The sequence below is a fragment of the Pseudacidovorax sp. genome (assembly GCF_017991995.1).
Lineage (GTDB): Bacteria > Pseudomonadota > Gammaproteobacteria > Burkholderiales > Burkholderiaceae_C > Xenophilus.
Genome location: NZ_JAGOPN010000014.1, coordinates 108,083 through 123,144 on the forward strand (window position 1 = coordinate 108,083; position 15,062 = coordinate 123,144).

Genomic DNA, 15,062 nt, shown 5'->3' on the forward strand with positions numbered 1-15,062 from the left:
GCGATGCCCCGGCTCTCCCAGCAACTCCATCCCCCACGCGAACCGGCCCCTGCACGGGCGGCCGCCACCGTGCTGCTGTTGCGCGATACCGAGCTGGGCATGGAGGTGCTGATGACCCGGCGCTCCGCCACGGCCAGCTTCGCCCCTGGCGCCTACGTCTTCCCCGGCGGGCGCGTGGACGAGGAGGACACCGACACCCGCCGCATCGCTCTGCGCCGCCGCACCCAGCCCCGGGTACAGCTCACCCACGCCATCGCCGCGGTGCGCGAGGCCTTCGAGGAACTGGGCGTGCTGCTGGCCGAGCATGCCGATGGCCGCCCCGTGAGCGCCGCCGAGGTCGCCGCCATGGACCGCAGCACGCCGCCGGCCGTGCCCTTCGCGCAGCAGTGCGCGCAGCGCGGCCTGCGGCTGGCCACCGACCGCGTGTTCGCCTTCGCGCACTGGATCACCGACCGCGATCTGCCCAAGCGCTTCGACGTGCTCTTCCTGGTGGCCCGCATGCCGCCCGGCCAGACGCCGCAGGCCGACGAGTCCGAGCAATTCGAGCCCAGCTGGGTTCGCCCGGCCGACGCACTGGAGCGCCATGCCGCCGGCCGCTTCGACATCATCTTTCCCACCATCCGCACGCTGCAGCGGCTGGCCACCTTTCCCAACGTGCATGCCGTGCTCGAAGCCTGTGCGAGCGAGCGCCCCCTGTGGAGCAGCTGCCCGCGCGCCGGCCTGCTCAAGGGCGAGGAGGCGCGCTACATGGAGCACGAGTCGCCCTACGGCGAGCTGGCCCTGGTCTGCCCCGACGGCCAGATCGGCCATGCGCTCGACTGGCAGCACGAGGCGCCCGTGCCGCTGCTGCACAACGTGCAGCGCCTCACGGCGCCCAACGGCAGCGTGATGACCGGCCCCGGCACCAACAGCTACATCGTGGGCGACCGGGACAGCGGCTACATCGTGATCGACCCGGGCCCGAACGACTTCGACCACATCGGCCGGCTCTGGCGCGCCACCCAGGGCGACATCCGCGCCATCGTCTGCACCCACTCGCACGCGGACCATTCGCCTGGCGCGCTGCCGCTGCAGGCGCTGTGCGAGAAGCGCCCGCCCATCCTCGGCCTGCCCTCGGCGCCCACCGCCCGGCCCACCGCGCGCTTCACGCCCGACCGCGCCCTGGCGGACGGCGAGAGCCTCAAGCTCGAAGGCGGCCCGGCCGACGACGGCAGCGGCCAGCGCGTCGCACACACGCTGCGCGTCCTGCACACGCCCGGGCATGCGGCCAACCACCTCTGCGTGGTGCTGGAGGAGGACGGCCTGCTCTTCTCGGGCGACCACATCCTCAACGGCAGCACCACCGTCATCGATCCGCCGGACGGCAACATGAGCGACTACCTCGAGTCGCTGGACCGGCTGGACGAGGCCTGCGCGGCCTTCCACGTCGAGCACATCCTGCCGGCCCACGGCTATGTGCTGGGCGCGGCCCGCACCGCCATCGCCCGGCTCAAGGCCCACCGGCTGCAGCGCGAGGCGAAGATCGCCGCCGCCATGCGCAAGAAGCCCAGCGGCACGCCGCAGGACTGGCTGGAGATGGCCTATGCCGACACGCCGCGCCACCTGTGGCCGGTGGCCGCACGCTCGCTGGAGGCGCACATCGAGCGCATCCTGGTGCGGGCCTCCGAGCCGGCGCCGCAGCCCTCCAGCTTCGCACCCGAATGAACAACCCGCCCGATCGCCCACCGCGCGTGCGCGCCGCGCGCCGGCCGGACGATGCGCCGCCACGCAGGGACGCAGCCCGCGGCGCGGCCCCTTCCGCCCCCCCGGCCCCCGAAGACGGCGAGCGCTTGGCCAAGCGCGTGGCGGCCCTGCGCGGCTGCTCGCGGCGCGATGCCGAGATGCTGATCGCCCAGGGCGCCGTGCGCGTGGATGGCCAGCCGGCCGCGGCGCCGCAGCAGCGCGTCGCGCCGGGCCAGCAGGTGGAGGTCGACGAACGCGCGCAGCCGCGCCCCCTGCCTCCCGCCACTTTGCTGTGGCACAAGCCCGCGGGCGTGCCGGCCGATGTCCAGGAATGGGCCGTCGACCAGCGCGTCGATGCCCATCCGCAGGCGCCCACGGCGCCGGGCCTGTTCATGCAGCAGCACTGCGCCGCCGCGCTGGGCGATGCGGCCAGCGGCCTGGTCGTGCACACGCAGGTGCGCGGCGTCTGGCGCCGGCTGGTGGACGAGGCGGGGTTGGTGGAGCACGAGTTCCTGGCCGAGGTGCAGGGCGAGCCGCAGCCGGCTCAACTGGCGGCACTGCGCCCCGCCGCCGCCAGCCTCGCGCGCCAGGGTGGCGGCACGACCGGGCTGCGGCTGGTGATCGGCGGCGCCGACGCCCACCGCGTCGCCGAGTTGTGCGACCGCGCGGGACTGCGGCTGGTCGGCCTGCGCCGGCTGCGCATCGGCCGCGTGCCGCTGGCCGGACTGGCGCCCGGACAGTGGCGCCTGCTGCGGGCCAGCGAGCGCTTCTAGCGCGCCCCACGGCCGCCACAAAGACGAAACGCCAGCAAGCTGGCGTTTCGAGGGGATGTAAGTTGTGAAGCGCGCCGATACGCCGGATTCTGTGCACCGCGGTTGCCCGCGGTGTGACCGCCATCTGTCTGGGCCGCCGGTCACCCGGACGGCTCGATGCTACCTACCCGTGAACTCAGCGGGCCGCCTCGACGTTCACCTACTTGGTATTGCTGCGCGCAGAGATTGCCCGTTTCACCCGAACTGAATCGGCTCGTCTCTGTTGCTCTGATCCTCACCTCGCGATGGGGAGCCGTTAGCTCCTGCGCTGCCCTGTGCAGTCCGGACGTTCCTCCAGTGCCGCCTTTCGGCGATTGCACCAGCGGCGGTCTGGCGTGCTTCACGGGCGTGATTATCCGTGATCGCCGCGGCGGCAAAGCCGCCGACAGGAGCCTGCCACCGAATCTCGCCACAATGGCCCGTTCCATTCCTGTCCGCCCGAACCTTCCAAGGAGATGACGACGCCATGAAAGCCAGCAGCATCCTCGACACCATCGGCCGCACACCGCACGTGCGCATCAACAAGCTCTTCGGCAACGCCACGCAGCAGGTGTGGATCAAGTCCGAGCGAGGCAACCCCGGCGGCTCCATCAAAGACCGCATCGCCCTGGCCATGATTGAGGACGCCGAGAAGTCCGGCGCGCTCAAGCCGGGCGCCACCATCATCGAGCCCACCTCGGGCAACACCGGCGTCGGCCTGGCCATGGTGGCGGCGGTCAAGGGCTACAAGCTGGTGCTGGTGATGCCCGAGAGCATGTCCATCGAGCGCCGCCGCCTGATGCTGGCCTACGGCGCCAGCTTCGACCTGACGCCCAAGGAAAAGGGCATGAAGGGCGCCATCGCCCGCGCCGAGGAACTGGTGGCCAGCACGCCCGGCGCCTGGATGCCGCAGCAGTTCAACAACCCGGCCAACGTCGACGTGCATGTGCGCACCACCGCCGAGGAGATCGCGGCCGACTTTCCGGGCGGCCTCGACGCGATCATCACCGGCGTGGGCACCGGCGGCCACATCACTGGCTGCGCACAGGTGCTCAAGAAGAAGTGGCCGAAGCTCAAGGTCTTCGCCGTGGAGCCGGTGGCCTCGCCCGTGCTGTCCGGCGGCAGCCCGGCGCCGCACCCGATCCAGGGCATCGGCGCCGGCTTCGTGCCGCAGATCATGAGGACCGACCTGCTCGACGGCATCATCCAGGTCGACGCCGAGCCGGCCCGCGAGATGGCCCGCCGCTGCGCCCGCGAGGAAGGCATGCTGGTCGGCATCTCCTCCGGCGCCACCCTGGCCGCCATCGCGCAGAAGCTGCCCGAGCTGCCGGCCGATGCGGTGGTGCTGGGCTTCAACTACGACACCGGCGAGCGCTACCTGTCGGTGGAGGGCTTCCTGCCGGCCTGAGTGGCCGCACCCCGCGCCTTCGCCTACCAGCGTTTTTCGGCGAAGGCGCCCAGCACCTCGGTGCAGTGGGCGACGGCCTTGCTCCGCGCCTCGCGCAACGGCTGCCAGTTCTGGGAGCGCCAGGCGGCCCAGCTCAGCGGCTCCGACTCGTAGGCGCACAGCATCGGCGGCCGCATGAAGCCGGCCCGCCCCATCTCCGCGGAAAAGCGCAGCCGGTACAGCCCGTCGTCTGTGGACAGGTTCTCGTACACCAGTTGCCAGGCGCGGGGATGCAGCGGCGTGTCCAGGGTATCGGGCACTTCGCCTGCAGCCTTGATCTCCTCCGGCGTCGAACCATCCGTGCGGGCGTCGGCCTGCGCCTTGGCCGCGCGTTCGGCGTAGACCCGGGTCGCGATCACGCTCAGTGCATCTCGCAGGTCGTCCAGACCGGGGTTCACCGCGACCGGGTCGTTGGCCAGTTCCGGAATGTCGTCGCCCAGCAGGTCGGTCTTGGAAAAGCCGGCGCCTGCGGCGCCCACGCCCAGCGCGAGCAGCGCCACGTTCAGGGCTACCTGGCCAGCCACGTTGTTCATGGTGTTCTGGCGGCGGACCACATGCAGGCGCTCGATACCCTGCTTCTGGCCGTCGCGGGCGAAGACGACGCGCGTGACGATCCGCGGCGCGTCAGCGCTCGGGGCCGGCACTGGCGCAGCGGCAGCGGCCACATCCGGCTGTGCGACGGCTGCGCCGGCTTCAGCCGGCGCCTCTGGCGCGCGGTCGGCAACGGCCTCGGTAGGCACCGCGGCGTTGGTGGTGTCTGCGGGCGGCGCGAGCTGGGCATGGCCGGGCATGGCGCCCGACGACAGCGCCACGGCCACGGCGCAAGCCAGGGCGCGGCATCGCCCGGTCGGGCGGATGGATGAGTGCGGCATCTTCTTGTGTGTCCTCCCCGCGGTGCGGGCGGCGAGATTGTGTGCACCGCCACTCCACCTCCCGGGCGAGCGCCGCGCATTGCGTCACGCAAACGCCGGAAGAATCACCACGGCCCGATCGGCGACAATCGCGCCCTTTCTCTACGCCCTGCCCGATCACCACGGGCCCGCGCCGATGATCCGCCTTTCCGAACTCAAGCTTCCCCTCGATCCCGCGCCCGAAGCGCTGCCGGCCCTGATCGCCAGCACGCTGGGCGTCCAGCCCGCCGACATCGCGTCGCACACCGTGCACAAGCGCAGCTTCGATGCGCGCAAGGCCGAGCTGCTCACCGTCTACATCGTCGACGTGGCGCTGGCCGATCCAGCCGCCGAGGCCGCGCTGCTGCAGCGCCACGCCGAGAACCCCCACATCCAGCCCGCACCCGACATGCGCTACGTGGCGCCGGTGCGCGCGCCCGAGGGTGGGCTGCGGCCCGTCGTCGTGGGCTTCGGGCCCTGCGGCATCTTCGCGGCGCTGCTGCTGGCGCAGATGGGCTTCCGGCCCATCGTGCTGGAGCGCGGCAAGGCCGTGCGCGAGCGCACGCAGGACACCTGGGATCTGTGGCGGCGCAAGAACCTGCATCCGGAGTCGAACGTGCAGTTCGGCGAGGGCGGCGCCGGCACCTTCTCCGACGGCAAGCTCTACAGCCAGATCAAGGACCCGCGCCACCTGGGCCGCAAGGTGCTCAACGAGTTCGTCAAGGCCGGCGCGCCCGAGGACATCCTGTGGGAGGCGCATCCGCACATCGGCACCTTCCGGCTGGTGAAGATGGTCGAGACCATGCGCGCCGAGATCATCGCCCTGGGCGGCGAGATCCGCTTCCAGCACCGGGTGACCGACCTGCGGGTCGAGGATGGCCATGTGCGCGGCGTCACCGCTGTCGACCAGGCCAGCGGCCAGGCGCACGAGCTGCGCGCCGACCATGTGGTGATCGCCCTGGGCCACAGCGCGCGCGACACCTTCGGCATGCTGCACACCCGCGGCGCGCCGATCGAGGCCAAGCCCTTTTCCATCGGCTTTCGCGCCGAGCATCCGCAGAGCCTGATCGACCGCGCCCGATGGGGCCGCCATGCGGGCCATCCGGCGCTGGGCGCGGCCGAATACCGGCTGGTGCACCACGCCAACAACGGCCGCGCGGTCTACAGCTTCTGCATGTGCCCGGGCGGCACGGTGGTGGCCGCCACCAGCGAGCCCGGCCGCGTGGTGACCAACGGCATGAGCCAGTACTCGCGTGCCGAACGTAATGCCAACTCGGGCATCGTGGTGGGCATCGAGCCGCGCGACTACCCGACCGACTACCAGCACCTGCCCCTGTCGCCCGAGTTGCAGGAGGCCGCGCGCGGCAAGCCGCATCCGCTGGCCGGCATCGAGCTGCAGCGGCGGCTGGAGTCGCAGGCCTTCGTGCTCGGCGGCAGCGACTACTGTGCACCCGCCCAGTTGCTGGGCGACTTCGTGGCCGGCCGCCCCTCCACCGCGCTCGGCGAGGTGGTGCCCAGCTACAAGCCGGGCGTGCTGCCCGGCGACCTGCATGCCGCCCTGCCCGGCTATGCCATCGAGGCCATGCGCGAGGCCTTCCCGGCCTTCGCGCGCAAGCTGCCCGGCTACGACCTGCACGACGCGGTGCTGACCGGCGTGGAGACGCGCACCTCCTCGCCCATCCGCATCGCCCGCGACGGAGAGACGCTGCAATGCCCCGGCCTGGTCGGCCTGTACCCGGCCGGCGAAGGCGCGGGCTACGCGGGCGGCATCCTGTCGGCCGGCGTGGACGGCATCAAGGTGGCCGAGGCCGTGGCGCGCGCCATCGCAGCCGAGGCCGAAGCACAGCGGGTGCCGGCATGAACACGCGCACCGTCATCCCGCTGTGGCGCTCGCTCGCACCGGCCATCGCCGCCATGGCGGCGGTGGTACTCGCCTCGAACGTGCTGGTGCAGTTCCCAATCAACGACTGGCTGACCTGGGGCGCCTTCACCTACCCGGCCGCCTTCCTGGTGAGCGAGGTGGTCAACCGGCTGCACGGCCCCGCGCTGGCCCGGCGCGTGGCATGGTTCGGCTTCGCGGTGGCGGTGGCCATGTCGGCGCTGCTGGCGCCCGCGCGCATCGCTGCGGCCTCGGGGCTGGCCTTCATCGCCTCGCAGCTGCTGGACATCGGCGTCTTCCACCGTCTGCGGCAGGGGCGCTGGTGGCGCGCGCCGCTGGCCGCCACGCTGCTGGCCGCCGTGCTCGACACGGCCATCTTCTGGGGCGTGGCCTTCGCGGGCACGTCCGATCCGTGGCTCAGCTGGGCCGTCGGCGATCTGGCGGTCAAGCTGGCCGTCGGCGTCGGCATGCTGCTGCCCTTCCGGCTGCTGATCGCCCGCCAACTGGCGGGTGGCCTGCGTGCCTCCGCCTGAGTCTTTCCATCCCCTTTTTCACGCCTGCCCCGGCGCAGGCGCTTTGCGACCGATATGAGCGACCACAACGACACGCCGTTCCACGACACGCCCGCGCATGCCGCGCCTTCGAGCGCCGACGCCACGCCCACCGCCGCAGCGCCGGCCCCGGCAGCCGCTTCGAGCGCGCCCACGCCGGCCAGCGGCGCTGCATCGGCATCCGCCGGCAATGCCCCTGCCGGCAGCGCCGACGCCGCGCCGACCGCGGACGGCACAGCAGCTGCGGGGCCTGCCCCGACCCCGGAAGCGGGCCTCACGCGCGGTGAACGCAGCGAACGCGGCGAAGAACGCGGTGAACGTGGCCAACGGCGCCGCCGAGGCGGCCGTGGCCAGGGCAACGGTGGTGCGGGCCGGCCCGCCGCCGACGGCGCCCAGCCCGAGCGCCAGCCGCAGGCCCAGCGCCAGAACCCGGCCAAGGGCCAGAACGTGGCCCAGCGCAACGCCGGCCGCAAGGTGCATCCGCTGCTGGAGACGCTGGCCGGCCTGTATCCCCACCTGTTCGGCGCGCGCTTCCTGCCGCTCAAGCGCGGCATCTACGAGGACCTGCTGGCCCGCCATGCCGAGGTGCTGCCGGGCGACGAGCTGAAGGTGGCGCTGGGCCAGCATGCGCGCTCCACCCGCTACCTGGACGCCATCGCCAACCGCGTCCCGCGCCACGACCTGGACGGCCATCCGGTGGAAGAGCTGGCGCCCGACCACGTGCACCATGCCATCGTCGAACTCTTCAAGCGCCGGCAGGGCCGCACGCAGGAGGACCTGCGTCCGCAACTCGTGGCCCGCCTGGCCGACGCCATCGGCGCCAGCGGCCTGGAACGCATGGACTATGTGCAGCAGGTGCGCGTGGCGCAGCCGGATGCCCTGGCCCTGATCGACGAAGCCTTCACCGAGCACGGCCGCCGACTGGCCCGGCGCGAGGCGCTGCAGCGCGCCTTCGAGGCCAGCGGCCAGCCCACGGTCGAGGCCTTCGCCGCCATGTACGGCATGGACCTGGGCGAAGCGCGGCGGGTGCTGGGCAAGCAGGCCAGCAAGACGGCGGCCGCTGCTGATCCCGCGGTGAGCGAAACGCCGAGCGAGGCCTGACCAAGTGCGAACAGCCGGGCGCCACGCGGCGCCTGGCTCGAGCAGTGCACCGCCGGACCGGCGCGCGCGGAACGCAAGAGGCCCGGAATGCGTCTGACGCCGAGCCATAAAAAAGGCGCCCCCAACGGAGGCGCCTTTCCTTTGGTCGGAGGCCCAGGGCGCGCGCCCCGGCCTCTCGCGCATCAGCCCTGCTGCGCAGCCTGCAGCGCCGCGATGCGCTCTTCGATGGGCGGGTGCGTGGCGAACAGCTTGCCGATGCTGCCGGTGATGCCCATGGCCTCGACCGCTTTGGGCAGTTCGCCGGCGGGAAGGCCGCCCAGGCGGGCCAGGGCGTTGATCATGGGCTGCTTGCGGCCCATCAGCTTGGCGGCGCCAGCGTCGGCGCGGAACTCGCGCTGGCGCGAGAACCAGGCCACCACCATGGCGGCGGCAAAGCCCAGCACGATGTCCAGCACGATGGTCGTGACCATGTAGCCGATGCCGGGGCCGCTGTTCTCGCGGTCGTCGCCGCGGCGCAGGAAGCTGTCGACGAAGTAGCCGATCACGCGCGACAGGAACACGACGAAGGTGTTCATCACGCCCTGGATCAGCGTCATCGTCACCATGTCGCCGTTGGCCACGTGCGCCACCTCGTGGCCAATGACGGCCTCGACTTCGTCGCGCGTCATGTTCTGCAGCAGGCCGGTGGAGACGGCCACCAGCGACGAGTTCTTGAAGGCACCCGTGGCGAAGGCATTGGGCTCGCCCTCGAAGATGCCGACCTCCGGCATGCCGATGCCGGCCTGGTCGGCGAACTTGCGCACGGTGGCGACGATCCAGGCCTCGTCGGGCGACTGCGGCTCGTTGATGATGCGCACGCCGGCGCTCATCTTGGCCATGGGCTTGGAGATCAGCAGCGAGATGATCGCGCCGCCGAAGCCCATGATGAGCGCGAAGCCGAGCAGCGCGCCGAGGTTGAGGCCATTGGACGTCAGGTAGCGGTTGACGCCCAGCAGGCTGGCGACGACGCCGAGCACGGCGACCACCAGGACGTTCGTGAGCACGAACAGGAAGATGCGTTTCAAGTCGGTTTCTCCGTGGGAGGAAGGGACGCCGTGAAGATGGGGGCCCCCCGGCCCGCTTCAAGCATCACGGCATGCCGCACCGTTGTAAGTTGTTCTGGGTCTGCAGCGCGGCGAGGTCGGAAGACCTCCGAGTCATCATAAAAGCAAAAGTTCGCGTTCCCCGGGTGCCAGCCGGGGACGCCGGCCACGGGCAGCGGGGTGAAGGGCTTGCGCACGAGCCAGTCAGCGGTCAGCGCGTCGACCAGACGCCCGTCGTCGGCCGTCAGCGAGGGATCGTGCGGGTCTGGGCCGAGCAGCAGATGCGCCGTGGCCGACTTCTGGCCGGCCACCAGCTTCTCCATCAGCGCATGGCCGAAGACCGTGAGGCGCGCTTCAGCCCACAGCGGCCGCAGATCGACAAAGGCCCGGCGCCAGTCGCGCGCCTGCAGGGCGGCCCAGAGGACGGGCGGCGCCTGCAGCACCGCGCCGTGCTCGTCGAACAGCGTGATGGCATCGCGCAGCCGGCCGCGCACCGGGCCGATGCCGCGCGCCGCGATCTCTGCCGCCTGCAGGCGGTTGAGCTGGCGCTTGGCCGTTGGAAAGGCCAGCCAGACCAGGCCGTTGAAGAAGTCGTGCAGGTTGTCGCGCGTGGGCACGCGGCCGGTGCGGTCGATGAAGCATTCGTAAGGCTGGTCGGCAGGCAGCGCTTCCTGCGGGACGAAGCCGGGCTGCGGCGGCGCGGCCAGCGACTGCAGTGCCGCATGCAGGCGCAGGCTGGCGGCGGCACGCGCGACCGGCTCGCCCCAGCGCCGCCAGGGCGCCAGGCCGGGGTGCTCCCAGTCGACGGCCGGCAACGGGCTCAACGGCCGGCCGCGCCCTTCCAGCGGATACGGTCGGGCTGGTGCAGCACCTGGAAGTCCGCCGGCAGCTTGTCGAAGAGCTTGATCGAACTGGCGTTCTTGCCCAGCACCCGCGCAGCGCGCAGCGCCTGGGCCACGTCGTTGAGGGCCACTTCGGCGCCCCCGCGCAGGGCGGGCACGGCGCCGAGGATGGTGTCGGCATCGACCAAGGCGTCCTGGCGGCCCGAAGCCGTCTTGCGTGCGACGGCCGGCGCCTCGGCTGGTGGCGCCGCTTCGACCACGCGCTCGCCGCGGGTGCCGGCGCTGCGCGTCTTCCTGGCGGCAGGGGACGCACTCGCCTTCTTCCTGGCGGGCGCCGCCGCTGGCGCGGGGGGCAGTGCCGGTGCGGGGGGCAGTGCCGGGGCCGGTGCGGGCGCCGACTCGGCAGCGGCGCGGCGCGACGTCTTCCTGGCCGCGGGCGCCTTCTTCGCCGCCACCTTGCGTGCGGCAGGCGGACGCGCCGACGTCGCCGCCGGGCCGGGTGCGGGCGCCGCGATCGCCTCGCCGCCCTTGTGGACCAGGTCGATGAAATGGTCGTAGGCCGCCCGCGTCTCATCGCCCGTCTTGCCCTGCTGGCCGATGCCGCACACGCGGCAGCCCTTCTCGCGCAGGCGCAGCACCAGCGGGGCGAAGTCGGAGTCGGAGGACACCAGGTACACCACCTGCGGCCGCTCGGCGATGGCAAGGTCCAGCGCATCCACCGCCAGCGCGATGTCGGTGCTGTTCTTGCCCGCCGCCAGGTTGACCAGCGGTCGCATGCCCAGGCGCTTGAACAGCCCCTGGTGGCGCAGTGCGACCTCGGGGGTGCAGTAGGCGCGGCGCACGTGCAGGTGGCCATGCTCGGCCAGCACGCGGCGCACGGCCTGTTCCATCACGTCGGCCGACACGTTGTCGGCGTCGACCAGCAGCATCACCTTGCCGCCGGACAGCGGCGCCGTCGTGCTCATGCCAGCCTCCAGCCGACCGTCTCGCCACCGCGCAGCGGCTTGAGGGTGGCCTCGCCGAAGGGCACCGTCTCGGGCAGCGTCCAGGCCTCGCGGCGCAGGGTGATGGTGCCGGTGTTGCGCGGCATGCCGTAGAAGTCGGGGCCGTGGAAGCTGGCGAAGCCTTCCAGCTTGTCCAGCGCGCCGGCGTTGTCGAAGGCCTCGGCATACAGCTCGATGGCCGACAGGGCCGTGTAGCAACCGGCGCAGCCGGTGGCGTGTTCCTTCAGGTGGGCCGGGTGCGGCGCGCTGTCGGTGCCCAGGAAGAAGCGCGGGCTGCCGCTGGTAGCGGCCTGCACCAGCGCCTGGCGGTGCTCCTCGCGCTTGAGCACCGGCAGGCAGTAGTAATGCGGCCGGATGCCGCCGGTGAAGATGGCGTTGCGGTTGTAGAGCAGGTGGTGCGCCGTGATGGTGGCGGCCGTGTGTTCGCCGCCTTCGTCGCGCACGTAGTGCGCGCCCTCGCGCGTGGTCAGGTGCTCGAAGACGATGCGCAGTTCCGGGAAGTCGGCGCGCAGCGGGCGCAGCACGCGGTCGATGAAGACGGCCTCGCGGTCGAACAGGTCGATGGCCGGATCGGTCACCTCGCCGTGCACCAGCAGCAGCAGGCCATGCTTCTGCATGGCGTCGAGCGTGGCGTAGGTCTTGCGGATGTCGGTGACGCCGGCATCGCTGTTGGTGGTGGCGCCGGCCGGGTAGAGCTTGAGGGCGCGCACGCCGGCGGCGGCGGCACGGGCGATTTCCTCGGGCGGCAGCCTGTCGGTGAGGTAGAGCGACATCACCGGCTCGAAGCGCTCGCCCTCGGGCACGGCAGCCAGGATGCGGTCGCGGTAGGCCAGGGCCTGCTCGGCGGTGGTCACCGGCGGACGCAGGTTGGGCATGATCAGCGCGCGGCCCATCTGGCGCGCGGTGTGCGGCACCACGTCGCGCAGGGCGGCGCCGTCGCGCACGTGCAGGTGCCAGTCATCGGGTCGGGTGATCGTGAGGGTGTCGGTCATGGCGCGGGATTGTCCCATCGGCCCCGGCATGGGCCTTGCCTCGCGCAGAATCGATGGTCTCTTCCCGCCCAACTCCGATGGCCCCGCCCGCCCGACGCCCACGCATCCCCACCGCTGCCGCACCGGCCGCCGATGCGGCCGACCCGCTCTACAACCAGTCGCTGGAAAAGGGCCTGGCAGTGCTGCGCAGCTTCGACGCCGCGCACCGCACCATGACGCTGGCCGAGATCGCCGAGCGCACGGGCATGACCCGCGCCTCGGCGCAGCGCACGGTGCACACGCTGCAGGTATTGGGCTACGTGGGCAAGGACGGCCAGACGCGGCGCTTCCGCCTGCTGGCGCGCAGCATGGACATCGGCTTCAACTACGTGGCCAGCCATCCGCTGGTGCAGGCGGCCAACCCCTACTTGGCGCAGTTGGCCAGCGCGAGTGGCGAGACGGCCAGCCTCACCGAACCGCTGGACTTCGACATGCTCTATGTGGCGCAGCGCATGACCACGCAGTTCATCCCGGTGCTGACGCCGGTGGGCATGCGCATTCCCATGTACTGCACCAGCAGCGGCCGCGCCTGGATGAGCTGCCTGCCCGACGATCAGGTGCGCGCGCTGCTGCAGGGCTCCACGCGCGTGGCACGCACGCCCGCCACGCTGACCGGCATCGCCGCCATCCAGGCGCGCGTCGCGGCCTGCCGCAAGCTGGGCTACGCGACCAACGACGAGGAACTCTTCCTCGGCGACATGGGCATCGCCGCGCCCATCGTGGACCGGCGCGGCCGGCCGCATGGGGCGGTGCATGTGTCGCCGCCCACCAGCCGCTGGACGCTGGAGGCGGCGCAGAAGAAGCTGGCGCCGATGGTGATCGAGTGCGCGCGCGCCATCGCGAGCGCGCTGCCGCACTGACCCTCCCGCACCACGCCCGCCCACCACGCACCCGCCGAGGTGCGGCCATGCACCGCAACGACGAAACGTATCGACTATCGATACAAAAATAGCTATTACCGATTCACGCAGGCAGGCACGCGCTTTGCAATGCAGAGGCATCTCTCAACCTTCGAGGCCGCTCCATGCCCTGCCCCGCCCGTCCGTCCTTCCGTGTCTCCGCACTGCGCGCCAGCGCGCTGGCCGCCACCCTTGCCCTGAGTCTGGGCACCGCACACGCGCAGGAGAAGGTGCTGCGCATCGCCATGACCGCCGCCGACATCCCGCGCACCTCGGGCCAGCCCGATCAGGGCTACGAAGGCAACCGCTTCACCGGCATCCCGATGTACGACAGCCTCACGCAGTGGGACCTGAGCTCGGCCACCAAGCCCAGCGTGGTGATCCCCGACCTGGCGGTGTCGTGGGCGGTCGACGCCAAGGACAAGACCAAGTGGCTCTTCAAGCTGCGCCCCGGCGTCAAGTTCCATGACGGCACGCCCTTCAACGCCGACGCCGTGGTGTGGAACGTGGGCAAGGTGCTCGACAAGGCCGCACCGCAGTACGACCCGGCCCAGATCGGCGTGACGGCCTCGCGCATGCCCACGCTGCGCACCGCCCGCAAGGTCGACGACCTGACGGTGGAGCTGACCACCAGCGAGCCCGACTCTTTCCTGCCGATCAACCTCACCAACCTGTTCATGGCCTCGCCGGCCCACTGGCAGAAGAAGTTCGACGCCGTGCCGGCCAGCGTGACCGACAAGGCCGAGCGCGCCAAGCAGGCCTGGACCGCCTTCGCCGCCGACCCCTCGGGCACCGGCCCCTTCAAGGCCTCGAAGTTCGTGCCGCGCGAGCGTCTGGAGATGGTGAAGAACCCCGAGTACTGGGACGCCGCCCGCCGCCCGCAGATCGACCGCGTGGTGCTGCTGCCGCTGCCCGAGGCCAACTCGCGCACCGCCGCCCTGCTGTCGGGCCAAGTGGACTGGATCGAGGCGCCCGCGCCCGATGCGCTGGCCACCATCAAGCAGCGCGGCTTCAAGGTGTATTCCAACCTGCAGCCGCACCTGTGGCCCTGGCAGTTCTCGCTGCTGCCCGATTCGCCCTTCAAGGACCTGAAGGTGCGCCAGGCCGCCAACCTGTGCCTCAACCGCGCCGCGCTCAAGGAGCTGCTGGGCGGCATGATGGTCGAAGCCACCGGCATCGCAGAGCCGGGCGATCCGTGGCGTGGCCACCCCACCTTCCAGATCAAGTACGACGTGGCCGCCGGCCAGAAGCTGATGCAGCAGGCCGGCTACTCGGCCGCCAAGCCGGCCAAGGTCAAGGTGCAGACCTCGGCCTCGGGCTCGGGCCAGATGCAGCCGCTGCCCATGAACGAGTTCATCCAGCAGAGCCTGAAGGACTGCTGGTTCGACGTCGACTTCGACGTGGTGGAGTGGAACACCCTGTTCTCCGGCTGGCGCCTGGGCGCCAAGGACCCCGGCGCGCATGGCGCCCATGCCACCAACGTGAGCGCCGCCACCATGGACCCCTTCTTCGCCATGGTGCGCTTCGTCAGCACCAAGGCCCAGCCGCCGGTCGCGCAGAACTGGGGCTACTACAGCGACCCCAAGACCGACGCCCTGGTCGAGAAGGCCCGCACCAGCTTCGCCGACAAGTCGCGCGACGCCGCCCTGGCCGAGCTGCATGCCCGCGTGGTGGACGAGGCGCCCTTCCTCTTCGTCGCGCACGACGTGGGCCCGCGTGCCATTTCGCCCAAGGTGCAGAACGTCGTGCAGCCCAAGAGCTGGTTCATCGACATCGCGACCATGAAGATGCAGTGACGGCCCGCAGCCGCTTCACCGAGACGG

The 15,062-nt window shown here is 71.5% G+C and carries 13 protein-coding genes and 1 other RNA gene; 8 read left to right on the plus strand and 6 right to left on the minus strand.

Annotation, left to right across the window (positions count from 1 at the left end):
- Positions 1-3: 3 nt before the first annotated feature.
- On the plus strand, positions 4-1,704 hold the full coding sequence (locus KBC94_RS19000; RefSeq protein ID WP_294373507.1) for an MBL fold metallo-hydrolase: 1,701 nt from the start codon (positions 4-6) through the stop codon (positions 1,702-1,704).
- Complete coding sequence (locus tag KBC94_RS19005; protein WP_294373509.1) at positions 1,701-2,495, plus strand: RNA pseudouridine synthase; 795 nt, start codon at positions 1,701-1,703, stop codon at positions 2,493-2,495. Before KBC94_RS19000 ends, KBC94_RS19005 begins: the two co-directional genes overlap by 4 nt.
- 62 nt (positions 2,496-2,557) lie before the next feature.
- Here KBC94_RS19005 and rnpB read toward each other — a convergent pair.
- An RNA gene (gene rnpB, locus KBC94_RS19010) (RNase P RNA component class A) lies at positions 2,558-2,876 on the minus strand.
- A gap of 124 nt (positions 2,877-3,000) precedes the next feature.
- Between rnpB and cysK the strand changes: the two genes are divergently transcribed.
- Entirely contained in the window at positions 3,001-3,921 is a 921-nt protein-coding gene (gene cysK, locus KBC94_RS19015) for a cysteine synthase A (RefSeq protein WP_294373512.1), read from the plus strand.
- Between the two features lie 23 nt (positions 3,922-3,944).
- Here cysK and KBC94_RS19020 read toward each other — a convergent pair whose 3' ends face one another.
- Positions 3,945-4,832, minus strand: a complete 888-nt coding sequence (locus KBC94_RS19020; protein WP_294373539.1) for a hypothetical protein — start codon at positions 4,830-4,832, stop codon at positions 3,945-3,947.
- A gap of 175 nt (positions 4,833-5,007) precedes the next feature.
- On the opposite strand from KBC94_RS19020, the gene KBC94_RS19025 reads away from it, so the two are divergent.
- The 3 genes from KBC94_RS19025 to KBC94_RS19035 are packed head-to-tail and all read left to right on the plus strand — an operon-like array spanning position 5,008 to position 8,381.
- Complete coding sequence (locus KBC94_RS19025; RefSeq protein ID WP_294373542.1) at positions 5,008-6,711, plus strand: FAD-dependent oxidoreductase; 1,704 nt, start codon at positions 5,008-5,010, stop codon at positions 6,709-6,711.
- Between the two features lie 53 nt (positions 6,712-6,764).
- Positions 6,765-7,262: a VUT family protein gene (locus KBC94_RS19030; protein ID WP_294373712.1), complete on the plus strand. Its 498-nt coding sequence runs from the start codon at positions 6,765-6,767 to the stop codon at positions 7,260-7,262.
- 54 nt (positions 7,263-7,316) lie between these two features.
- Positions 7,317-8,381, plus strand: coding sequence for a ProQ/FINO family protein (locus KBC94_RS19035; RefSeq protein ID WP_294373546.1), 1,065 nt, complete (start codon positions 7,317-7,319; stop codon positions 8,379-8,381).
- Positions 8,382-8,563: 182 nt separating this feature from the next.
- Here the strand turns inward: KBC94_RS19035 and htpX are convergent, their stop codons facing one another.
- Genes htpX through pyrC form a run of 4 tightly spaced genes read right to left on the minus strand, consistent with a single transcriptional unit; the run spans position 8,564 to position 12,301 of the window.
- On the minus strand, positions 8,564-9,445 hold the full coding sequence (gene htpX / locus KBC94_RS19040) for a protease HtpX (RefSeq protein WP_017761873.1): 882 nt from the start codon (positions 9,443-9,445) through the stop codon (positions 8,564-8,566).
- Positions 9,442-10,278 carry a DUF3025 domain-containing protein gene (locus KBC94_RS19045; RefSeq protein ID WP_294373716.1) on the minus strand — a complete coding sequence of 279 codons (837 nt, stop codon included), beginning with the start codon at positions 10,276-10,278 and terminating at the stop codon, positions 9,442-9,444. The genes htpX and KBC94_RS19045 overlap by 4 nt, the downstream gene beginning before the upstream one ends.
- A gap of 5 nt (positions 10,279-10,283) precedes the next feature.
- Positions 10,284-11,270 carry an NYN domain-containing protein gene (locus KBC94_RS19050; RefSeq protein WP_294373550.1) on the minus strand — a complete coding sequence of 329 codons (987 nt, stop codon included), beginning with the start codon at positions 11,268-11,270 and terminating at the stop codon, positions 10,284-10,286.
- The gene (pyrC, locus tag KBC94_RS19055; RefSeq protein ID WP_294373553.1) at positions 11,267-12,301 is read right to left on the minus strand and encodes a dihydroorotase; all 1,035 of its coding nucleotides are present in this window, start codon (positions 12,299-12,301) and stop codon (positions 11,267-11,269) included. The genes KBC94_RS19050 and pyrC overlap by 4 nt, the downstream gene beginning before the upstream one ends.
- Before the next feature lie 77 nt (positions 12,302-12,378).
- On the opposite strand from pyrC, the gene KBC94_RS19060 reads away from it, so the two are divergent.
- Together KBC94_RS19060 and KBC94_RS19065 are read left to right on the plus strand one after the other, a co-directional pair.
- Positions 12,379-13,200 carry an IclR family transcriptional regulator gene (locus KBC94_RS19060; protein ID WP_294373556.1) on the plus strand — a complete coding sequence of 274 codons (822 nt, stop codon included), beginning with the start codon at positions 12,379-12,381 and terminating at the stop codon, positions 13,198-13,200.
- A gap of 164 nt (positions 13,201-13,364) precedes the next feature.
- Positions 13,365-15,035 (plus strand): ABC transporter substrate-binding protein, encoded by a 1,671-nt coding sequence (locus KBC94_RS19065; RefSeq protein WP_294373558.1) that lies wholly within the window; start codon positions 13,365-13,367, stop codon positions 15,033-15,035.
- Positions 15,036-15,062: the final 27 nt, after the last annotated feature.